This window comes from Kitasatospora sp. MMS16-BH015 (genome assembly GCF_002943525.1).
In the GTDB taxonomy this organism is placed as follows: domain Bacteria; phylum Actinomycetota; class Actinomycetes; order Streptomycetales; family Streptomycetaceae; genus Kitasatospora.
Genome location: NZ_CP025394.1, coordinates 7,742,707 through 7,762,490 on the forward strand (window position 1 = coordinate 7,742,707; position 19,784 = coordinate 7,762,490).

General features: G+C 73.6%; 22 protein-coding genes and 1 pseudogene. 15 read left to right on the top strand and 8 right to left on the bottom strand.

From position 1 onward, the window contains the following. Positions 1–70 precede the first annotated feature (70 nt). The 9 genes from CFP65_RS33240 (at position 71) to CFP65_RS33280 (ending at position 7,038) form a co-directional block, all read left to right on the top strand. Complete coding sequence (locus CFP65_RS33240; protein WP_104819654.1) at positions 71–322, top strand: LapA family protein; 252 nt, start codon at positions 71–73, stop codon at positions 320–322. Positions 323–390: 68 nt separating this feature from the next. Next, positions 391–1,119 (top strand): amino acid ABC transporter ATP-binding protein, encoded by a 729-nt coding sequence (locus CFP65_RS33245; RefSeq protein ID WP_104821305.1) that lies wholly within the window; start codon positions 391–393, stop codon positions 1,117–1,119. Positions 1,120–1,130: 11 nt separating this feature from the next. Further along, complete coding sequence (locus CFP65_RS33250) at positions 1,131–2,024, top strand: glutamate ABC transporter substrate-binding protein (RefSeq protein ID WP_104819655.1); 894 nt, start codon at positions 1,131–1,133, stop codon at positions 2,022–2,024. Positions 2,025–2,037: 13 nt separating this feature from the next. Continuing rightward, entirely contained in the window at positions 2,038–2,682 is a 645-nt protein-coding gene (locus CFP65_RS33255; RefSeq protein WP_104819656.1) for an amino acid ABC transporter permease, read from the top strand. Continuing rightward, positions 2,679–3,554 (top strand): amino acid ABC transporter permease, encoded by an 876-nt coding sequence (locus CFP65_RS33260; RefSeq protein WP_104821306.1) that lies wholly within the window; start codon positions 2,679–2,681, stop codon positions 3,552–3,554. The genes CFP65_RS33255 and CFP65_RS33260 overlap by 4 nt, the downstream gene beginning before the upstream one ends. Before the next feature lie 81 nt (positions 3,555–3,635). Continuing rightward, positions 3,636–4,562: a LysR family transcriptional regulator gene (locus CFP65_RS33265; RefSeq protein WP_104819657.1), complete on the top strand. Its 927-nt coding sequence runs from the start codon at positions 3,636–3,638 to the stop codon at positions 4,560–4,562. A 107-nt stretch (positions 4,563–4,669) separates the two neighbouring features. After that, positions 4,670–5,233, top strand: coding sequence for a cysteine dioxygenase family protein (locus CFP65_RS33270; RefSeq protein WP_104819658.1), 564 nt, complete (start codon positions 4,670–4,672; stop codon positions 5,231–5,233). Positions 5,234–5,240: 7 nt separating this feature from the next. Next, positions 5,241–6,290, top strand: a complete 1,050-nt coding sequence (locus CFP65_RS33275; RefSeq protein WP_104819659.1) for a YeiH family protein — start codon at positions 5,241–5,243, stop codon at positions 6,288–6,290. 37 nt (positions 6,291–6,327) lie between these two features. Then, entirely contained in the window at positions 6,328–7,038 is a 711-nt protein-coding gene (locus CFP65_RS33280) for a spermidine synthase (protein ID WP_168219642.1), read from the top strand. An 8-nt stretch (positions 7,039–7,046) separates the two neighbouring features. Here the strand turns inward: CFP65_RS33280 and CFP65_RS33285 are convergent, their stop codons facing one another. The 3 genes and pseudogenes from CFP65_RS33285 to CFP65_RS42655 all read right to left on the bottom strand — a co-directional run. Further along, positions 7,047–9,293 (bottom strand): glycosyl hydrolase family 18 protein, encoded by a 2,247-nt coding sequence (locus CFP65_RS33285; RefSeq protein ID WP_104819660.1) that lies wholly within the window; start codon positions 9,291–9,293, stop codon positions 7,047–7,049. A 234-nt stretch (positions 9,294–9,527) separates the two neighbouring features. Beyond that, positions 9,528–9,686, bottom strand: a complete 159-nt coding sequence (locus CFP65_RS41480) for a hypothetical protein (protein ID WP_254553297.1) — start codon at positions 9,684–9,686, stop codon at positions 9,528–9,530. A 158-nt stretch (positions 9,687–9,844) separates the two neighbouring features. Continuing rightward, positions 9,845–10,177, bottom strand: a pseudogene (locus CFP65_RS42655) (asparagine synthase-related protein); the annotation flags it as partial. Between the two features lie 84 nt (positions 10,178–10,261). Here CFP65_RS42655 and CFP65_RS33295 point away from each other — a divergent pair. Next, positions 10,262–10,942, top strand: a complete 681-nt coding sequence (locus CFP65_RS33295) for an aquaporin (protein WP_104819662.1) — start codon at positions 10,262–10,264, stop codon at positions 10,940–10,942. 84 nt (positions 10,943–11,026) lie between these two features. On the opposite strand, the gene CFP65_RS33300 is transcribed toward CFP65_RS33295, so the two are convergent. The 3 genes from CFP65_RS33300 to CFP65_RS33310 form a co-directional block, all read right to left on the bottom strand. After that, positions 11,027–11,497, bottom strand: coding sequence for a flavodoxin family protein (locus CFP65_RS33300; RefSeq protein WP_104819663.1), 471 nt, complete (start codon positions 11,495–11,497; stop codon positions 11,027–11,029). Positions 11,498–11,666: 169 nt separating this feature from the next. Continuing rightward, positions 11,667–14,030: a hypothetical protein gene (locus CFP65_RS33305; RefSeq protein WP_104819664.1), complete on the bottom strand. Its 2,364-nt coding sequence runs from the start codon at positions 14,028–14,030 to the stop codon at positions 11,667–11,669. Between the two features lie 159 nt (positions 14,031–14,189). Further along, positions 14,190–14,981, bottom strand: coding sequence for a TetR/AcrR family transcriptional regulator (locus CFP65_RS33310; protein WP_104819665.1), 792 nt, complete (start codon positions 14,979–14,981; stop codon positions 14,190–14,192). A 148-nt stretch (positions 14,982–15,129) separates the two neighbouring features. Here CFP65_RS33310 and CFP65_RS33315 point away from each other — a divergent pair, with 148 nt between their 5' ends. Next, positions 15,130–15,852 (top strand): molybdopterin-dependent oxidoreductase, encoded by a 723-nt coding sequence (locus tag CFP65_RS33315; RefSeq protein ID WP_254552700.1) that lies wholly within the window; start codon positions 15,130–15,132, stop codon positions 15,850–15,852. Continuing rightward, positions 15,836–16,474: a cytochrome b/b6 domain-containing protein gene (locus tag CFP65_RS33320; protein ID WP_104819666.1), complete on the top strand. Its 639-nt coding sequence runs from the start codon at positions 15,836–15,838 to the stop codon at positions 16,472–16,474. Before CFP65_RS33315 ends, CFP65_RS33320 begins: the two co-directional genes overlap by 17 nt. Here CFP65_RS33320 and CFP65_RS33325 read toward each other — a convergent pair. Further along, positions 16,450–16,965 carry an NUDIX hydrolase gene (locus CFP65_RS33325; protein WP_104819667.1) on the bottom strand — a complete coding sequence of 172 codons (516 nt, stop codon included), beginning with the start codon at positions 16,963–16,965 and terminating at the stop codon, positions 16,450–16,452. The two genes, CFP65_RS33320 and CFP65_RS33325, sit on opposite strands and share 25 nt — an antisense overlap. 97 nt (positions 16,966–17,062) lie before the next feature. Between CFP65_RS33325 and CFP65_RS33330 the strand changes: the two genes are divergently transcribed. Beyond that, positions 17,063–18,277: a serine hydrolase domain-containing protein gene (locus CFP65_RS33330; RefSeq protein WP_104819668.1), complete on the top strand. Its 1,215-nt coding sequence runs from the start codon at positions 17,063–17,065 to the stop codon at positions 18,275–18,277. Positions 18,278–18,568: 291 nt separating this feature from the next. Here CFP65_RS33330 and CFP65_RS33335 read toward each other — a convergent pair whose 3' ends face one another. Next, positions 18,569–18,871 (bottom strand): nuclear transport factor 2 family protein, encoded by a 303-nt coding sequence (locus tag CFP65_RS33335; protein ID WP_104819669.1) that lies wholly within the window; start codon positions 18,869–18,871, stop codon positions 18,569–18,571. A gap of 114 nt (positions 18,872–18,985) precedes the next feature. On the opposite strand from CFP65_RS33335, the gene CFP65_RS33340 reads away from it, so the two are divergent. Together CFP65_RS33340 and CFP65_RS33345 are read left to right on the top strand one after the other, a co-directional pair. Then, positions 18,986–19,414, top strand: a complete 429-nt coding sequence (locus CFP65_RS33340; RefSeq protein ID WP_104819670.1) for a DUF6325 family protein — start codon at positions 18,986–18,988, stop codon at positions 19,412–19,414. A gap of 37 nt (positions 19,415–19,451) precedes the next feature. Then, the gene (locus CFP65_RS33345; RefSeq protein WP_217368209.1) at positions 19,452–19,775 is read left to right on the top strand and encodes an SHOCT domain-containing protein; all 324 of its coding nucleotides are present in this window, start codon (positions 19,452–19,454) and stop codon (positions 19,773–19,775) included. Positions 19,776–19,784 lie beyond the last annotated feature (9 nt).

The window sequence follows — 19,784 nt, forward strand, 5'->3', positions numbered from 1 at the left end:
GTTAGGCCTTTGGGTGGACGAGCGGGTGGCGAGCCGTCACGCGGGAGGAGGCGCGGCGCAGACTGCGAAGGTGACCAAGACTTCAGACGGCTCGTCATCCACCGGATCGCGCGGGGGCGGCCAGATCGCGGGCATCCCCAACCGGGTGATCGCGATCGGTGCCATCGTCATCCTGGCGATCTGGTTCCTGTTCGCGAACCTGGACAAGGTGAAGATCCAGTTCTGGGTGTTCACCGTCTCCTCGCCCCTCTGGATCGCCCTGCTCGCCACCCTGCTGGCCGGGTTCGCGCTCGGCTGGCTGGTCAAGGGCCGCCGGGGTTGAGCGGCACGGCGGCCCCGCCCGGCTCCACCCCCGCCGACACCCCCGGCGCCACGCCCGGCTTCACCCCGCTGATCGAGCTGCGGGGGGTGAACAAGCACTTCGGCAGCCTGCACGTGCTGCAGGACGTGGACCTCACCGTCGGCCGGGGCGAGGTGGTGGTGGTGATCGGCCCCTCCGGCTCGGGCAAGTCCACGCTCTGCCGGGCGATCAACCGGCTGGAGCAGATCGAGAGCGGCACCATCACCATCGACGGGGTGCCGCTGCCCGAGGAGGGCAAGGGCCTGGCCAGACTGCGGGCCGAGGTCGGGATGGTCTTCCAGTCCTTCAACCTGTTCGCGCACAAGACCGTGCTGCAGAACGTGGTGCTCGCCCAGGTGAAGGTGCGCGGCCGGGCCAAGCCCGAGGCCGAGCGCACCGCCCGGGAGCTGCTGGAGCGGGTCGGGCTGGCCGAGCAGGCGGACAAGTTCCCCGCGCAGCTCTCCGGCGGCCAGCAGCAGCGGGTGGCGATCGCCCGGGCGCTGGCGATGAGCCCCAAGGCGCTGCTCTTCGACGAGCCCACCTCGGCCCTCGACCCCGAGATGATCAACGAGGTGCTGGACGTGATGCGCTCGCTCGCGCACGAGGGCATGACCATGGTGGTGGTCACCCACGAGATGGGCTTCGCCCGCTCGGCGGCGAACCGGGTGGTCTTCATGGCCGACGGCCGGATCCTGGAGGACCGCACCCCCGAGGAGTTCTTCAGCGCCCCGGAGACGGACCGCGCCCGGGACTTCCTCTCCAAGATCCTCAAGCACTGAGGGGCCGCCCGGTGACCCGCAAGACCGTCGGCGCGGCTCTCCTCGCGCTGCTCCTGCTGGCCGGCTGCGGCAAGCCCGGTACGCCGCCGCCCAAGGGCCCGCAGCCCAGCTCCCTGCCCAGCTACCAGGTGCGCAGCACCGACGCGGTGCAGGGCTCGCCCACCCTGGACTCGGCCCGCAGCCGGGGCCACCTGGTGGTCGGCGCCAAGGAGGACCAGCCCTACCTGGGCCAGAAGAACCCGGCCACCGGCGAGTACTCGGGCTTCGACATCGAGATCGCCAGGATGGTCGCCGCCGACCTGGGCTTCGGCCCCGGCCAGGTGCAGTTCCGCACGATCGCCTCCGCCAACCGGGAGACGGCCCTGCAGAACGGCCAGGTGGACTACTACGTGGGCACGTACACCATCAACGACAACCGGAAGAAGCTGGTCGGCTTCGCCGGACCGTACTTCGTCGCCGGGCAGGCGCTGCTGGTGCGCAAGCACGAGGACTCGATCCGCGGCCCGCAGGACCTGGCCGGCAAGAAGGTCTGCTCGGCGGCCGGCTCGACCCCGTACCAGCGGATCCAGCAGCAGTACCCCAAGGCCCACCTGGTCGGCTACGACACGTACTCGGCCTGCGTGGACAACCTGATCACCGGTCAGGTGGACGCGGTGACCACTGACAACGCGATCCTGCAGGGCTACGCGGCCAAGGTGCCCGACGAGTTGAAGATCGCCGGGCAGCCGTTCTCCACCGAGCCGTACGGCATCGGCACCCCGAAGTCGGACCGGGCGCTGCGGCTCGCGCTGGACGACGCGCTGGCCCGGCACGAGGCGAACGGGGACTGGAAGGCCGCCTACCAGGCGACGCTCGGGCTCTCCGGGGTGCCGGCGCCCGTGCCGCCGCCGATCGACCGGTACTGAGGGGGCACGCGAGTTGAAAGTCCTGACCGACAACTTCTCCACCTACTGGCACGGCTTCCTGGGCACCCTGGAGCTGACCGGGGTGAGCGCCCTGCTCGCCCTGGTGCTCGGGGTGCTGATGGCCGCCTGCCGGGTCTCGCCCGTCGGGCCGCTGCGCACGCTGGGCGCGGCCTGGGTCACGGTGCTGCGCAACACCCCGCTGACGCTGCTCTTCTTCATCGTGGTGCTGGGCCTGCCCCGGTTCGGGGTCTCGCTGCCGTTCTTCACCTTCGCGGTGCTGGCGCTGGGCTGCTACACCTCGGCCTTCGTCTGCGAGGCGCTGCGCTCGGGCATCAACACGGTGCCCACCGGTCAGGGCGAGGCGGCCCGCAGCCTCGGGATGACCTTCGGCCAGACCCTCGGCCTGGTGGTGCTCCCGCAGGCCTTCCGCTCGGTGATCGCCCCCGTGGGCAGCGTGATGATCGCGCTGGCGAAGAACACGGCGATCGCCGGCTCGTTCAGCGTGGTCGAGCTGCTCGGCACCTACCGGACCCTCAACGAGCTGGGCTACAGCATCATCTGGACCTTCGTCTGGATCGCCGTCGGCTACCTGGTCATCACCCTGGCGATCAGCGCCGTCTTCAACCTGATGGAGCGCAAGTGGGCGGTGGCCCGGTGACCCGCACGGCGAGTGCGTCCGCGCTGTACGACGTCCCCGGCCCGAAGGCGGCCGCCCGGCACCGGCTGTACGGGGGGCTCGCCCTGCTCGGGCTGGCCGCCCTGCTCGGCTGGGTGGTCTGGGAGCTCTTCGACACCCACCAGTTCACCTACCAGAAGTGGATGCCCTTCGAGTACCAGGGCATCCAGCGGCTGCTGCTGCACGGCCTGGGCAACACCCTCAAGGCCTTCGGCCTCACCGTGCTCTTCGCGCTGCCCTTCGGCGCGCTGTTCGCCGCCGGCCGGCTCTCCGACCACCGGGTGGTGCGCTGGGCCTCGACGCTGGTGGTCGAGTTCTTCCGGGCGATGCCGCTGCTGGTGATGATCTTCTTCATCTTCGTCGCGATGAAGGTGCAGCCGCTCTGGGCGCTGGTCGCCGGGCTCACCCTCTACAACGGCTCGGTGCTGGCCGAGGTCTTCCGGGCCGGGGTGCTCGCGGTGCCGCGCGGGCAGCGGGAGGCCGCGTTCGCGCTCGGCCTGCGCAAGACCCAGGTGATGGCGTACGTGCTGGTGCCGCAGGCCAACCGGGCGATGCTGCCCAGCATCATCAGCCAGCTGGTGGTGGCGCTCAAGGACACCTCGCTGGGCTTCTTGATCACCTACGAGGAGTTCCTGCACGCGGGCAAGCTGATCGCCACCAACCTGGACTACGACCTGCCGTTCATCCCGGTGGTGCTGGTGATCGCGCCGGTCTACATCGGGCTCTGCCTGCTGCTCTCCTGGCTGGCCCGCTGGGTCGAGCGACGCGGGCGGCGCAGCCCCCGGGTCAAGGGCGGGGCGCCGATGGCCAAGGCCGGGGTGGCGCTGGGGCTGCCGCCGGAGGCGCGGCAGTGAGATCGTGACGGCGATGTTTCGACCTCCAAGCTGTGGTTGAGGAACTGGTTCACCACCCCAACTTCTGCTTATGATTCCGATGTGTTCGACTCACGGCACATCAAGACCTTCCACGAGGTGGTCAGCTCGGGTTCGTACTCGGCGGCCGCCCGGGCGCTGGGCTACACCCAGCCCGCCGTCACCCAGCAGATGAAGGCGCTGGAGCGCTCCGCCGGAGTGCCGCTCTTCACCCGGGCCGGCCGGGGCCTGCGGCTCACCGAGGCCGGCGAGGCGCTGGCCCGGCACGCCGAGACCATCCTCGGCAGTCTCACCGCCGCCCAGCAGCAGCTCGGCGCGCTGGCCCGGCTGCGGGCCGGCCGGGTGCGGATCTGCGCCTTTCCCAGCGCCAACGCCACCCTGATCCCCGAGGCCACCGCCCGGCTGCTGGCCGACCACCCCGGGGTGCGGGTCGAGCTGCTCGAGGCCGAGCCGCCCGAGTCGGTGCACCGGCTGCTGCGCGGGGAGTGCGACATCGCGCTGGCCTTCACCTACCCCGGCTCACCAGGGGTGGTGAGCTCCGGCGCCGAGAACGGCCCGGAGGAGCTGGTGGAGATCCCGCTCCTGGAGGACCAGCTCACGGTGCTGCTCCCGGTCGGCCACCCCTTCGCCCGGCGGCACGCCGTGCGGCTCTGCGACCTCACCGAGGAGCGCTGGATCGCCGGCTGCCCGCGCTGCCGGGCCAACCTGCTGCAGATCTGCGCCGAGGACGGCTTCGCCCCCGACGTGGTCTTCACCACCGACGACAACCTGGCCGTGCAGAGCCTGGTGGCGGCCGGGGTCGGGGTCGCGCTGATGCCCTCACTGGTGCTCTCCTTCCTGAGCCACCGGAAGGTGACCGGCCGTCTGGTGGAACCGCACGTGCGGCGGCGGGTCTGCGCGTACGTGCTGCGCGAGCACCTGCGGGTGCCGGCCACGGCGCTGGTGCTCGACGAGCTGCGGGCGGTGGCGGCGGCCCGGCAGGGGTGCTGAGCCCTGTTGGACAGGAGCACGCTTTCGCTGACTGATAAGCAGATATTTGAAAACGGTGAACGAACTGTCGTTGGACGTGATGGCTGAACCGGTCGGACGCTGTCCACATGACGGAATCCGCCACCATCGGTGTCAGTCACCGCACCGACCGCATGCTCAGCCTGCTGGACGACCTGCGCGCCGTCGTCGGCCGGGGCCTCGCGCCCGAGCTGACGGCCTACCTGGCGGGTGAGGCGCTCGTCCCGTTCCTGGGCCGCGCCGATCTCCTCACCGCCGAGCAGCAGCTCGGCCACCCCGACCGCTACCGCCAGCACCTGGTGCACGCCGAGGCCGACGGCAGCTTCTCGCTGGTCGCCCTGGTCTGGCTGCCCGGCCAGGGCACCTCGATCCACGACCACCTGGCCTGGTGCACCACCGGCGTCCACCGCGGCCAGGAGACCGAACAGCGCTACCGCCTGGTCTCCGACGGCCGCACTGCCCACCTGGCCGCCACCGAGCGGGTGGTCAGCGGGGTCGGCGAGGTCTGCGGCTTCGCCCCGCCCGGCGACATCCACCGGGTCACCAACTCGGGCACCGAGACCGCCATCTCGCTGCACGTCTACGGCGCCGACATCGCCCGGATCGGCAGCAGCGTCCGCCGGGTCTACCGCCTGCCCTCCGAGGAGTGCTGAGCCCGCGATGGCACTGACCCTGCGGGCCGCCGCGCGTCCGACGGCCACCCCGACCACCCCGTCCGGCATGCGCCGGGACGCCCCCGGCCTGCTGCTCGCCGCCTGCGGGGTGGCCACCGCCTGGGGCGTGCACGCCGTGGCGCCCGTGGTGCCGCGGCTGACCGCCGCCGTGCTGCTCGGGGTGGCCGCCGCCCACCTGCCGCTGCTGCGGCCGGTGGTCAAGGGCATCGCCCGGCCCGGGCTCTCGATGGCGGGCAAGCGGCTGATGCGGGCGGGCGTGGTGCTGCTCGGCCTCAAGCTCAGCCTGCACGACGTGGCCGGGCTCGGCTGGGCCACCGTGGCCATGGTGCTGAGCGTGGTGGCCGCCACCTTCTTCGGCACCCTCTGGCTCGGCCGCAGGCTCGGCCTGCCCGGCGACCAGCCGCTGCTGATCGCCACCGGCTACTCGATCTGCGGAGCCTCCGCGATCGGCGCCGTCAGCCAGGCCGTCGGCAGCGAGGAGGAGGACATCGCCTCCTCCGTCGCCCTGGTCACCCTCTGCGGCACCCTGGCCATCGCCGTCCTCCCGCTGCTCCAGCACCCGCTCGGCCTGGACGCCGACGCCTTCGGCCGCTGGGTCGGCGCCTCGGTGCACGACGTGGGCCAGGTGGTCGCCACCGGCCAGACCGCCGGCCCGGACGCCCTGCGCGAGGCCGTGCTGGTCAAACTGATGCGCGTCACCCTGCTCGCCCCCCTCACTGCCGGCGTCGGCCTCGCCCTGGCCCGCCGCCGCGAGGGCAGCCCGGCCACCGGCACCCGGCCCCCGCTGCTGCCGCTCTTCGTGGTCGGCTTCCTCGCGATGATCGTGCTGCGCACCCTGGTCGACCTCCCGGCCGGCCTGCTCTCGGGCGCCCAGAACGCCCAGGAACTGCTGCTCGCCTTCGCCCTGTTCGGCCTCGGCAGCGCCATCCACCTGCCCACCATGGCCAAGACCGGCGGCCGGGTCGCCCTGCTGGGCCTGGCCTCCTGGGTGGTGGTGGCCGGGGTGAGCTACGGCGGAGTGCTGCTGACCGCTTAGGGTGGGGTTTCCGTACCGCTCGGCCGAAGGACCCGTGATGACCGACCCGTTCAGTGACCTCACCACCGTCCTCGACCGGGACGCGCTCGGGGCGCCGGAGGTGGTGGACCGGCGGGAGGGGCCGTACGGGGAGGTGGTGCTGCGGGAGCGCGGCGGGCAGTACGAGATCATCGCCAACGGCTGCTTCCTGATGGACACCGCCGACGGGCGCTCGGAGCGGGTGCTGATCCAGGCGGCGTTGGACGCCCTGGGCGGCGAGGGCCGGTCGGTGCTGATCGGCGGGCTCGGGGTAGGGTTCTCGCTCGCGTACGCGGCGGCCGAGCCGCGCTGGGGGCGGATCGCGGTGGCCGAGCGGGAGGGGGCCATCATCGAGTGGCACCGCAGCGGCCCGCTGGCCGCCTTCTCCGAGCATGCCCTGGACGACCCCCGGGTGAGCGTGCTGCACGGTGACCTGGTCGCGTACCTGGCCGACACCGAGGACCGTTACGACGCGCTCTGCCTCGACATCGACAACGGCCCGGACTGGACGGTCACCGACTCCAACGCCGGCCTGTACGGCCCGGACGGGCTGGCGAACGCGCAGAAGTGCCTCAACCCCGGTGGGGCGCTGGCGGTCTGGAGCGCGCAGCCCTCCCCGGCCTTCGAGCAGGCGCTGCGCGCTGCGGGCTTCACCGAGGTGCACACCGTGGAGATCCCGGTGCCGCGCGGCGTGCCCGATGTGGTCCACCTGGCCCGCCGCGCTGCCTGATCGGCCCGTTACTTCAGCCCGTTGTCGACGGCCGCCATCAACTCCCCGTTGGGGGTGTCGCCGTCGAAGGACCAGACCATCGCGCCCGCCAGGCCCTGCTGCTTGATCCAGGCGGTCTTGCGGGCCATCTCGGTCGGGTCGTCGTAGGTGTAGAAGACCGACCCGTTGTAGAGGTACGCGTAGCCCGCCACCGGGTCCCGGTAGATGGTGTAACCACCGCTGGTGGCCATGGACTTGAGCTTGTGGTAGTCCTCGTACCCGTTCTCGTAGGTGCCCGGCGCCGGCCCGGTGGAGGTCTGGAACAGGCCGTGCGTGGAGCCCGCCGGGACGCCCGTCCAGCCCCGGCCGTAGAACGGGATGCCCAGGGTGAGCTTGCTCTTCGGGGCGCCGCCGTTGACGTAGGCGTTGACGGCGATCTCGGAGCTGAACTGGAACGGGCCCGGGTCACCGGCGGCCAGGTGCAGCGCCGACTGCTGGTTGGTGGTGGTCTCCCAGGCGCCGTGGTAGTCGTAGCCCTGGATGGTGGCGAAGTCGAACTGGCCGAACAGGCCCGGGATGTCGATGCCCGCCGAGATCTTCGCCGGGTCGGCCGGGAGGAAGGCGCTCAGGGTGTAGTGCTTGCCGGTGGTGGCGCCCAGCGCGTCCAGCTGGCGGCGGAACTCCTGGGCCAGCAGCACGTAGTTGGCCTTGTCCGCCGGGTTGTAGACGTTGCCCAGGTGCCCGGCCGAGTTCGGCCACTCCCAGTCCAGGTCGATGCCGTCGAAGATGCCGGCCGCCGTGCCCGCCCCGCCCCGGCCGTCCATCGCGGGCAGGTTGCCCTTGAGGTAGAGGTCGATGCAGGAGCTGACCATCGCCTTGCGGCCCGCGTCGGTGGCCGCCGCGTCGGAGAACCACTTGCTGTAGGACCAACCCCCGATCGAGATCTGGATCCTGAGGTTGGGGTACTTGGCCTTGAGCTGCCTGAGCTGGTTGAAGTTGCCCGCCAGCGGCTGGTCCCAGGTGTCGGTGGTGCCGTTCACTGAGGCGCTGCCGTCCCAGCCCTTCTCGAAGTCCGCCCAGGCGTCACCGGCGCCGTCCCCCGCGTTCGGGTCCGAGTCGTTGCCGGCTGCGTGGTTGGTGATGAAGCACTTCTTGCTGGTCGGATCGATGTTGGCGAAGGCGTAGTTGAGCGTGCTGAGGCGGGCGGCGCTGCCGGAGGTGTCCAGCTGCTTCACGCTGTAGCCCCGGGCGTAGATGCTCCACTGGGTGAAGTACCCGATCTTCAGCGCCCCGCCCGGGGGGCCGCCCCCGGGCTGGGTGCGGGCCGTCACCGCGCCGGAGGCGGGGGAGGTGTTGCCGGCCGCGTCCCGGGCCTTCACCGTGAAGGTGTACGGGGTGTCGGCCGCAAGTCCGCCCACGGTGGCGGAAGTCGAGGTGACCGTGGTGGCCAGGGCCGAGCCGTTGTACACGTCGTAGGCCGTCACCCCGACGTTGTCGCTGCTGGCCGCCCAGCCGAGCGAGACGCTGCTCGCGCTGGTGCCGGTCACCGTGGGCGTACCGGGCGCCGTCGGCGGCTGGCTGTCCGGCGGCGGGGGCTGCACCGTCACCGAGACCGGGCCGGCGGGTGTGGATCGGTTGCCCGCCGCGTCGAAGGCGACGACCGTGAAGGAGTACGTCCCGGCGGGCAGCCCGCTCACGGTGGCGCTGGTGCCGGTGACGGTCGCGGCCTTGGCCGAGCCGTTGAACACGTCGTACCCCGCCACGCCGACATTGTCGGAGCTGGCCGTCCAGCTGAGGCTCGCCGAGCCGTTGCCCGCCATGCCCTGCAGATTGCCGGGGCTGGTCGGCGGCTGGGTGTCGGTGCCCGAGCCGTCGCAGGGCTTGCCGTTCAACTTGCAGTTGAGCAGCGGGGCGTAGGCGCCGGAGTAGGCGATGTTGAAGCCGAAGTTGTACGTGCCGCCGGGCGCGATGCTCGTCTGCCAGCTCGGCGGTTTGACCGTCACGTGCGAGGCGGCCGCCGTGTAGGTCGCATTCCAGAGCGAGGCCACGGAGTTGGCGGCGGGCAGGTCGAATTCGAGCACCCAGTTGTTCAGCGCGCTCGTGGTGGCGTTGTTGATGGTGTAGCTGCCGCCGTAACCCGTGCCCCAGTCCTGGTCCTTGGCGAAGGCGGCGGTGGCCGTGGCGGCGTGGGCGGCGCTCGGCAGCGCGACCGCGAGGAAGGGGGCGAGCAGGGCACCTGCGGCGAGCAGGGGCAGGCGGTACCGACGTCTGCGCATGGGGGCGTGCTCCTCTACCTGTGGGGCGGTGTCAGGTGCGGGCCTGCCGGACCCTCGGCCCGGGCAGGGCGGAGCTGGGCCTCCGGGCCGTCGGGGTGCCACGGAGGACGTGTTGCTTGGAGGGTAGGGACGCAACTGTGCCCTGGCAATAGGTCTGGACCACGCGCGAGGCGTCGGCGCCTCGGCCGTTCTCCGCGCCCGGCGTCACCGAGGCGCGGAGGACGGCCGCCGGGATCAGAGCTCGACGCGGACCCGGTACTCGGTGACCCAGGTGTTGAACTCGACGAGCCGCTCCAGCACGGCGCGGGCGCTCCAGGGGCCGCCGAAGCCGTACGAGCCGACCGGCAGGTCGAGCAGCTTGCGCACCTCGGCCTCGGAGACCAACTGCAGCACGGGGGTGCCCTCGACGAGGATGCCCTCGACCTTCTCGCGCAGGGCGACCTCGTAGGTGCGCCGCCCGACTCGGTGCTCGACCGCAAGAAGAACCCGTCCCCCTCCACCCAGAACCGTTCCCAGCGGGTGGGGTTGAGGTGCGTCAGCTCACGCATCCGCGCCGCGAGCCCGGTCTCGCCCTCCAGCCGGGGCACCTCGGCCAGGGCCTCGATGTAGCGCTCCTTCACTACTCGGTGAGCCCGAGCCTCGTCGTGGAACCAGGTGTAGCCGCCGAAGAGTCCGTCCGCCGCCTCGCCGGAGAGCGCGACGGTCATCCGCTTCTTGAGCTCACGGCAGAGGATGAGCAGCGAGTACTCCATGGCGCCGGTGGAGACCGGCAGGTCCGGTGGCCGCGCGGCACCGGGGGCGGCGGGGTGCGGCAGCGGCCCCGGCGACCTGACAGAGGGCTCGACCGTTGATTGCCAAGGCTCGTGCGCGGACGCACATTCCATACCGTGGAACCGACGTCTCTCGACACAGACCCCCGGGCTGCACGGCACCCCTTACCGGCGCCCCGCCGCCCGACCCCCCTCCTGGTGATCGCGGGCTACGAGTTCGCGCTCACCGCCGGCATGCTCTTCACCGTGGTCACGGCCGTCCGCTGGATGGCCGGCCCCGGCACGCCGCTCGCCGCTCTACTGCCCGACCTGCGCTCCCAGTTGGTGGTGATGGGGCTGCTGGTCGGCGGGATCGTCACCGCCGTGCTCGGCCCCTCCATGCGGCGGGAGACCGCCGGGCACCTCAACCCCGCGGTCAGCATCGGTCTGTGGCTGCTGCGCGTCTTTCCGGGCAAGGCGGTGCTGCCCTTCGTCGTGGCGCAGCTGACCGGCTCGCTCTGCGGGGTCGCGCTTGCCCGGCTGGTCTGGGGCGAGGCCGCCGCCGCGGTGGGCGAGGCCGCACTGGCCCCCGGCCCCGGCTGGGGCGCCGGCCGCGTGTTCCTGGCCGAGGCGGGGTCGATGGCCGTGATGATGCTGGTCGTGGCCTGGTTCGGGACCCGACCGGCGCTGCTGCGCCGACTGCCGCCCGTCATGGGCGCCTGCGTGGCGGCCATGATCATCTTCCTCGGGCCGCTCTCCGGCGGCGGCGGGAACCCGGCGCGGCAGTTCGGGCCGGCCCTCGTCTCCGGTACGACCGGCCTGTTCTGGGTCTACCTGCTCGCGCCCGTCGCCGGATCGGTCCTCGCAGGCGCGGTGGCGGCGCTGGCGCGCCGCCGCTGAACCTCGGCTAGGGCGCCGCTCCGGCCCCGGCACGGCAGCGCCCGGGCCGACCCGCCGTCGGCCCGGCACACCCCGCACCGTGAGCTAGGAGACCGCTCCTCGCCCGCCCCTCAGTCGCGCGGCGAACGCCCGCGCGGCAGCCAGGTCCCCGTCGTTCGGCCGCTGCTTCCGGATGCCGCCGACCAGCCGGAAGGGCCCCATGGTGTCCAGGGCCCGGCAGGAGAAGATCCCGTCCACCGCAAAGCCCTTGGCTTCCAGGAGCTTGACCAAGGGGCGGGAGAAGGGCGCCAGCGGCAGCTCGGGAAGCCCGCTGGTGGCGAACACGAAGGCCCGGCCCCGCCCGGCGGGCAGCGCCTTGACGAGGTCGACCAGGCTGGGGTGGAGCCGCTGGTAGAAGACGCCCGAGCCGAATCCCACCAGGTCGGCACCGGCCAGCTCCGCCGGGTCGGCCTGCTCGGGGGAGACGACCTTCGCGCCCAGTGTCCGGGCCATGCTGTCAGCGACCCGGCGCGTGTTGCCGTGCGACACGGAGGCGCACACGATGACGGTCTTCATCTTCACGATCCCTCTCTCTCGGTTCCGTGATGAAGACAGCGCAGCGGCGTCAGATGTGACACCACTCGGGTGCGAAGACAGCCGTGCCACGTCAGGCCACAAGCGGGCAGCGCCCAGCCCCGGTGGGGCTGGGCGCTGCCCGTTGCTGCTCGATCCGGCCGGACGGAACCTAGCCGAAGGGGTTGTTGGCCGGGGCCTCGGGCGGGGCCGGCGGGGCGGCGGGGGCGGTCGTGCTCGGGGCCTGGGGGGCGAAGGGGTTGAAGTCGGCCGGGGGCACCTGGACGGGGGTGCCCTTGCCCTCACCCGGGGCTGCGGCGGCGGGCGGGGCCGGCGGGGCGAACGGGTTGAAGTCGGCGGGCGGCACGTGGACCGGGGTGCCCTTGGGCTCGCCGGCCGGTTCGGCGGCTGCGGCGGCCGGGGCCGGGGGCGCGAACGGGTTGAAGTCCGCCGGGGGTACGTGGACCGGGGTGGCCTTGCCCGCCGTGGGCGGCTGGGTGGGGGCCGGGGGAGCCGCGATCGGGGCCGGTGGGGCTGCCTGCTGGGAGCCCTGGGGCGCGACCGAGGTGCCGAAGGGGTCCTTCGGCGTGGTCACGGTGCCGAAGGGGTCGGCGGCGGCCGGGGTGGCGACCGGGGCAGCGGCCGGAGCCACCGGAGCCGCCGGAGCAGCAGCGGTGGCCGTGCCCGGGGCCGGGGGCGCGAAGGGGTTGAAGTCGGCCGGGGGGACGTTGACCGCGGTGCCCTTGGGCTCACCGGTCGCCGCGGCCGGGGCCGGGGGCGCGAAGGGGTTGAAGTCCGCCGGGGGCACGTGGACCGGGGTGCCCTTGGGCTCGCCGGTCGGTTCGGCGGCAGCTGCGGCGGGGGCCGGGGCCGGCGGTGCGAAGGGGTTGAAGTCGGCGGGCGGGACCTGGACCGGGGTGCCCTTGGTCGGGGCGGCTTCGGTGGAGGCCAGGGCGGTCCGGGCCGGCGCCGGGGCGCCGAAGGGGTCGGCAGCCGGTGCGGCGGGGGTCGGGGTGCCAAAGGGGTCGAACGCGGCTGCGGCAGCGGCCGGGGCCGGGGTGGCCTGGGCGGGCACCGAGCCGGGGGCCGGCGGCGCGAAGGGGTTGAAGTCGGCCGGGGGCACGTTGACGGCCGTGCCCTTGGGCTCACCGGTCGCCGCGGCGGGGGCCGGGGGCGCGAAGGGGTTGAAGTCCGCCGGGGGCACCTGGACCGGGGTGCCCTTCGGTTCCGCCGGGGCGGTGGCGGTGGCGGCCGGGGCCTGCGGCGGCACGGCGGGCTGCGCCGGCTGCGCGGGCTGGGCCGGCGGGGGCGGCGTGGGGCGGGTCTCGGCGGCGGCCGGCCGGTCCGCCGGGTGCGGGGCGGTGGGCTGCTGCGGCTCGCTCGGGGCCGGCGGCGCTGCGGCGGTGGCCTGGTCGGCCCCGGCGCCGGTCGGCTGCTGCGCAGCCGGGTGGGCGGCGGCCTGCGGTGCGGCCGGGCCGGCCGGGGCGAGCACGCCGTCCCAGCCGAGCTGGAGGCTCTTCAGGATGTCGGCGAAGGCGCCGGCGTAGAGGTCCCAGTCCTCCGCACGGACGGTGCCCAGCTGGACGGTGAGGACGGTGGCGCCGTCGGGCAGGGGCACGAAGGCCTGGGCGACGGAGGTGACGGCCCAGCGGCGGGTGGGGTCGGGGGTGAGGGGGGCCGGGATGGCGGCGGCGCGGCCCTCGACCAGGACGGCGGCGGGGCCGGCCGGGAGGAGGACGGTCCAGACCTCGGCGTTCGGGCGGCTGTCGGCGAGGTGGGTGGCCAGCTCGGTGACGGGGGTGCGGTCGGCGGTGAGGGAGACCACCAGGGAGGCGTGGCTGGGGCGGCCGCCCACGCTGAGGGCGGCGAGGCCGGCGAAGACCACGCCGGCGGAGTGCAGGGGCTCGGCGAGGGCGGCGCTGAGCAGCGCCCAGTCGCGGCGGGCCGGCTGGGCGGCGCCGGCGAAGAGCTCCTCGGCGGTCTCGACCAGGTGCTCGGCGCGGTCCTCGTGGGCACCCCGGGTGGTGACGGAGTGGAAGACCGGCGGGACGACCAGCCGGACCTCGACGCCTGCCCCGGTGGCCAGCTCGTCCGGCACCAGCGTCTCCCGGCCGGCGGCCAGTTCGGCCAGCACGGCGGGGAAGGGCGGGCGCAGGCCCGGGTCGGAGCTCTCGGCGGTGACCGGCAGCTGGAAGTGGGCGGCCGTCGGGCCCTCGCCGGGGGCGCCCTCGACGCCCCGGACCGGTCCCGCGCCCAGGCGGCGCAGCAGCTCGGCGGTGAGGCCGGCGTCGGCGTCGGTGCCGCGCAGCGAGCTGCCCTCGACCACGGTGCCCAGGCCCCGGACGGTCATGGTGCCCTGGCCGGTGCTGGTCAGCCGGAGGCCGAACAGGGCGCCCGCCGTGGGGTGGTCGGCGCGCCGGAAGGCGGTGAGTGAGTCGACGGGGTAGTGCGAGGCGCTGCCGTCGAGGAGTGCCTCGGCCAGCACGTCGAGCGTGGCCCCGATCTGCTCCGCGCCCGCGAAGCCGTTCTGAGTCATGCTGCTGAGCCCCCTCGCCCCGGTGAATGCACACGGCCGGGACGTACGCGTCCGACCGGCCTGATCCTGCCCATTTTCTATCAGACCGAGCGGGCCCTCCGGCACTGTGCCCGGCGGCCGGACCGCTCCACCGGGCCGGTGGACCGGCCGGACGGGTGGTCAGGCCTCGGGGGTGGCCAGCCGGGTCAGAGCGGTGGCCAGGCCGGGGACGGCCAGCAGCGAGGTGAGGTCGCGGACCAGCAGGCCGGTCGGGCCCTCGGGCTGCTCGGCGGCGAGGAAGTCCGCGAGCTCCACGGCCACGGCGGGCTCGCGGGCGGCCGTCACCACCAGGGCGACCACGAAGTCCTGGACGAGCTGGAGTTGGAGCTCCTCGCGGGGGACGCTGCGTTCGGCCAGCCACTCGAGCGAGGTGATCTCGGCGTTGGCGATCCAGGCGCGGACGGTGCGGCGGATGCCGGGGCTCGGGGCGGGCAGCGCGAGGTGGAGCAGGATCTGCTCGTACGCGGCTTGGCGGACCTCGTCGATCACGGCGGTGGTGCCGGGGCTGGCGGCCACCGAGCCGCCGCGCAGCAGGGCGGAGAAGCCGGGGCCGTGGCTGTCCACGAAGTCGAGGTAACGGCCCATCACCCGGTGCAGCCGCTCGGAGAGCGGGCCCTCGGCCTTCTCCTCGAACCGCCCGGCCAGCTCCTGGCCGGCCCGCCGCATCGACTCCTCGTAGATCGCCTGCTTGCCGGGGAAGTAGTGGTAGACCAGCGGCCGCGAGGCCCCCGCCGCAGCGGCGATGTCGTCGATCGACACCTCCTCGGGCGGGCGGTGCGCGAAGAGCTCGAGCGCCACGGCGATCAGCTGCTCCCGCCGCTCGTCCACGCTCAACCGCCGCCGGGCCGTCCGCCCGCCCGGCCGCTCCTCCCCGGACCGACCGCCCGTCACCGCCTGCGTTCCCGAAGCCATGGGCTCCACCCTAGTCGGCTCACGTACTGGACCGGCAGGCCAGGGCGGGGAGGGAGACGGGACGGAGTGGCCTTGTGGAGTGTGACGAAAGTCTGACGGGGGGCCGTGGGGGCTGGATCCGGGGGGTGCGGGCTGGTCGAATCGGAGGGTGAGTGGTGAAGGCGAGAAGGCGCGGCAGGCGCTCGGGGCTCCGGTGGGGCGGCGGGTGGTGCTCGGGATGCTCGGGCTCGGGGCGGTGGGGGTGGCGGCGGGGCCGTACCTGCAGCGGGGCGTGGAGAGCGTGACGAGCAAGGACCCGACGGGGTTGTCGGACCTGCTGCCGGGCGGCGGCGGGTTCCGGTACTACTCGGTGGCCGGCTCGGTGCCGAACCGGTCGGCGGCGGAGTACACGCTGACCGTCGGCGGGCTGGTGGAGCGGCCGGCGGTGTTCGGGCTGGCCCAGCTGCAGGCGATGCGGCAGCAGCGGGTGGTGCACGACGTGCAGTGCGTGACGGGCTGGCGGGTGCCCTCGGTGCCGTTCGAGGGGGTGCCGCTGGCGGACCTGCTGACGGCCGTCGGGGTGCGGCCGGAGGCGACGGCGGTGCGGTTCGGCTGCTTCGACGGGGAGTACAGCGAGAGCCTGACGCTGGATCAGGCCCGGCAGGACGGGGTGCTGGTGGCGCTGCGGATGAAGGACGCGCCGGTGAGCCACGAGCACGGCGGGCCGGTGCGGCTGTACGTGGCGCCGATGTACTTCTACAAGTCGGCGAAGTGGCTCTCCGAGATCACGCTGACCTCGGCGGTGCAGCCGGGGTACTGGGAGCACTACGGCTACGACGTGGATGCCTGGGTCGGCCGGTCGAACGGGAGGGACGATGCGCCCACGGGCTGAGTCCGTCCGGCGGTTCACCCGGGCCGAGCACTGGGTGCACCGGGCCACCGCCGCGCTGATGGCGGTCTGCCTGGTGACGGCCGCCTTCCTGTACTACCCGCCGCTGGCCGAGCTGGTCGGCCGCCGGCGGCTGGTGGTGACGGTGCACGAGTGGTGCGGGCTGGCGCTGCCGGTGCCGCTGCTGCTCGGGCTGGTCTCCCGGGCGCTGCGGGCCGATCTGGTGCGGCTGGGCCGGTTCGCGCCGTACGACCGGGAGTGGCTGCGGGCGGTGCGGCGGCGCTCGTACCGGCGGCCGGCGGGCAAGTTCAACGCCGGGCAGAAGCTGTACGCCTCCTGGATCGCCGGGGCGGTGCTGGTGATGCTGGGCACCGGGGTACTGATGTGGTTCACCCACCTGGCGCCGCTGGTCTGGCGCACCGGGGCCACCTTCGTGCACGACTGGCTGGCGGTGGCCGTGGCGGTGGTGGTCGGCGGGCACGTCTGGATGGCGGTGAAGGACCCGGAGGCCCGGCGCGGGCTGCGCACCGGGCTGGTCGACCCGCTCTGGGCCGCGCGGGAGCACCCGGACTGGGACCACGCGGCGGACCACGCGGGGGATCAGGGGGAGCGCCGCTCCAGGTAGCCCTGCCAGGCGGCCAGGCCGTCCGGGACGAAGGGCCATTCGGTGAGCTTGGCGGTGAGTTCGGCCTCGGTGAGCCAGTCGTGCCAGGCCACCTCCTCGACCTGCGGGGAGACCGGGCCGTCCCAGGTGGCCTGGTAGACCTGGCACCACCACTGGTCGCCGGTCTCCTCGTCGTGGAAGAGGAACTTGTGCAGCGGGCTCGGGCTGACCCCGCTGACCCCCAGCTCCTCCTCGGCCTCGCGGACGGCGGCCAGGTCGTAGCTCTCGCCGGCACCGACCACGCCGCCGACGAAGCAGTCGTAGTAGCCGGGGTAGTAGGTCTTGGTGTCGGTGCGGCGGTGGGTGAAGATCCGGCCCTGCGGGTCGCGGACCAGGATGAAGACGCAGCGGTGGCGCAGGCCGTCGCGGTAGACCACGTCCCGGTAGGCCTGGCCGGTCACCCGGTCCTGCTCGTCCACCACGTCAAGCAGCTCTTCGGCGGGGTTCGTCATGGGGAGGACGCTACCGGGGTCGGTCGAAGGGTGATCATCGGTTTATCGTTCCAAGCTGGATGCGGAGCAGCCGGGTCCGGAACGAGGGCGGTGCGCGGTGGTGGACATCTGGGGCGAGACGGCGCCGGGCTTCGAGCCCGTCCGGGAGGCGTTCGCGCGCAACTTCCGCGAGCACGGCGAGCTCGGGGCCGCCTTCGCGCTGTACGCGGGCGGCCGCAAGGTGGTCGACCTCTGGGGCGGGGACGCCCGGCCCGAGGTGGGCGGGCGTCCGGCGCCCGCCGTGCCGTGGACGGCCGACACCGCGCAGGTGCTGCGCTCGGTCACCAAGGGCCTGACCGCCACCGCCGCCCTGCACCTGGTGCAGCGCGGCGGGCTCGACCTGGACGCGCCGGTGGCCGCCTACTGGCCGGAGTTCGCGGCGGCGGGCAAGGAGCGGGTGCCGGTGCGCTGGCTGCTCTCGCACCAGGCCGGGGTGCCCGCGCTGGACGTGCCGCTGCGGGTCGAGGACGTGATCGCCTGGGAGCCGGCGGCCGCCGCCGTGGCGGCCCAGGCCCCCGCCTGGGAGCCCGGCACCGCGCACGGCTACCACCCGTACACCTTCGGCTGGCTGGTCGGCGAGGTGGTCCGGCGGGCGAGCGGCCGCAGCCTCGGCCAGTACTTCGCCGAGGAGATCGCCCGGCCGCTCGGGCTCGACCTCTGGATCGGCCTCCCGGCGGAGGCCCGCCCCCGGGTCGGCCTGCTGGTCGACCTGCCCGCCCCCGAGGCCGCCCAGACCGGCCCGAACGGCCTGCGGCTGCGCCCGCGCCAGGCCGTGGTCGACGCCTACCAGGACCCGACCTCGCTGACGGCCCGTTCGTTCGCCGCCGTCCGCCCCGGGGTGGACCTCAACGACCCGGCCGTCCAGTCGGCCGAGATCCCCGGCGCGGGCGGCATCGGCACCGCCCGCTCGGTGGCCCGGCTCTACGCGGCCCTGATCGGCGGGGCCGACCGCCACGGCGGCCCGGCCGGGCAGCTGCTGCCGCCGCTGCTCGACCCGGCCCTGCTGCACGAGGCCACTGGCCCGGAGGTGAAGGGCCCCGACCGGATCCTGATCGTCTCCACCTCCTTCGGCCTCGGCTTCTTCCGCCACGGCCCCAGCTCCCCGATGTCCTCCCCGGCCGCCTTCGGCCACCCGGGCCGCGGCGGCTCCCTCGGCTTCGCCGACCCGGAGCTCGGCATCGGCTTCGGCTACGTCACCAACGGCATGCAGCCGGGCGTCACCGGGGACATCCGCTCGCGGACGCTGATCGCGGCCGTGCTCGGCTGCCTCTGAGCCGGGTGTCGGGGTCGGGCTCAGGCGAAGGCGACCTGGGAGACCCCGGCCCGGTAGAACCTGGCGGCGTACCCGTAGGCCGCCGGGTCGAGTCCCTGCGACCGCGTGCGCAGGCCCTGGGCGTCGAAGAGGCCGATGCGGTCCTTCCACCAGTAGCCCGCGAGGGCCGGATCGGTCGAGGTGGCCGCGGTGGATTGGAGCCGACGGCGGTGCGTGTGGCCCCGGGGAGCAGATGGTTCGCGGTCGGGCGAATCCAGCGCGTGCCCGTTCGATCCCTCCCCCGGGGGCGGGTCAGGCCTGGCCGGTCTCGAAGTGGCTGATCCGGCCGTCGGTGACGGTGAAGCGCCAGGCGGTGCGCATGGTGCCCCAGGTGTCGTTGGCGTAGTCGGCGGTCAGGGAGCAGCCGTCGGCGGCCTCGGAGGTGACGGTCAGTCGGCCGTTGGCGGAGAAGATCTCGCGGTCCACCCAGGGGGCGAGGTCGCGGCCGGTGCCGTCGTCGGACATCGTGGCGTCCGGGGTGAGCAGGGCGAAGAAGGCGGTGCGGTCACCCTTGTTGATCGCGTCGATCAGGGCTTGGACGGTGGGGTCGGGCATGGCGGTGCTCCTTCGGGCGGTTCGCTGGGGCGGTCCGGGGGTCCGGTGTGCTTGGATCCGATTGTGGGGGATTCGTCACGATATGTGCGGTACGAACCCGAAAGGAGGCGGGCGATGGGCCCAGCCGAACTGCTCGTCCTGACGTTCCCGCAGGAGACCATCACCGTCGAGGCCGCCTCGGCCCTGGTGAAGCTGCGGACGGCGGGTGACATCCGGGTGATCGACTCACTGGTCGTCACCCGGCATCCGGACGGTGAGGCCAGCTACGGCGAGCTCGGCGACTTCGAGCACCTCAAGGGGGTGGTGGCCGGTGCGGGGGAGGAGCTGCCGCTGATCGGGCCGGAGGACGCCCAGGAGGCGGCGGAGCTGCTCAAGCCGGGCACGGTCGCGCTGCTGGTGCTGATCGAGCACGTCTGGGCCGAGGCCGCCGCCACGGCCCTGCGGGAGGTCGGCGGCCGGATCGCCTCCGGCGTCCGCATTCCGCCGGAGAACATCGAAGAGGCCGTGCGCGCCGCCCAGGCGCGCGTCGCGGCCGGGAAGTGAGTGCGCCGTGTTCCGACCGATGCGGCCGATCAGGCCGGTGAGGCGGGTGCGTCCGGTGGGCGCGCCGTTGGTGCGGGGGCTGGTGGTGGGCGGGGCCGCGTACGCGGCGGGCCGCAGCGCCGCCAACGCGGCCCGCGACGAGCAGGACCAGAACCAGGCGATCGCCGACCTCCAGGCCCAGCAGGCCCAGGCGGCCTACCAGGGTCAGCAGGCGCCGCCCGCCGGGTATCAGCAGACCGCCGGGTACCAGCCGCCCGCCACCGATGTGGCGGGCAAGCTGACCCAGTTGGGCGAGATGGTGCAGCAGGGGTTGCTCACCCCGGCGGAGTTCGCGGCGGCCAAGGCGAAGCTGCTCGCCTGAACCCGCGGC

Excerpts from the sequence above, each read along its gene's own strand:
- CFP65_RS33285 (WP_104819660.1), bottom strand. The coding sequence starts at position 9,293 with ATGCGCAGACGTCGGTACCGCCTGCCCCTGCTCGCCGCAGGTGCCCTG.
- CFP65_RS33275 (WP_104819659.1), top strand. The coding sequence starts at position 5,241 with ATGGCACTGACCCTGCGGGCCGCCGCGCGTCCGACGGCCACCCCGACC.
- CFP65_RS33340 (WP_104819670.1), top strand. The coding sequence starts at position 18,986 with ATGGGCCCAGCCGAACTGCTCGTCCTGACGTTCCCGCAGGAGACCATC.
- CFP65_RS33335 (WP_104819669.1), bottom strand. The coding sequence starts at position 18,871 with ATGCCCGACCCCACCGTCCAAGCCCTGATCGACGCGATCAACAAGGGT.
- CFP65_RS33325 (WP_104819667.1), bottom strand. The coding sequence starts at position 16,965 with ATGACGAACCCCGCCGAAGAGCTGCTTGACGTGGTGGACGAGCAGGAC.
- CFP65_RS33310 (WP_104819665.1), bottom strand. The coding sequence starts at position 14,981 with ATGGCTTCGGGAACGCAGGCGGTGACGGGCGGTCGGTCCGGGGAGGAG.
- CFP65_RS33320 (WP_104819666.1), top strand. The coding sequence starts at position 15,836 with ATGCGCCCACGGGCTGAGTCCGTCCGGCGGTTCACCCGGGCCGAGCAC.
- CFP65_RS33300 (WP_104819663.1), bottom strand. The coding sequence starts at position 11,497 with ATGAAGACCGTCATCGTGTGCGCCTCCGTGTCGCACGGCAACACGCGC.
- CFP65_RS33270 (WP_104819658.1), top strand. The coding sequence starts at position 4,670 with ATGACGGAATCCGCCACCATCGGTGTCAGTCACCGCACCGACCGCATG.
- CFP65_RS33280 (WP_168219642.1), top strand. The coding sequence starts at position 6,328 with ATGACCGACCCGTTCAGTGACCTCACCACCGTCCTCGACCGGGACGCG.
- CFP65_RS33305 (WP_104819664.1), bottom strand. The coding sequence starts at position 14,030 with ATGACTCAGAACGGCTTCGCGGGCGCGGAGCAGATCGGGGCCACGCTC.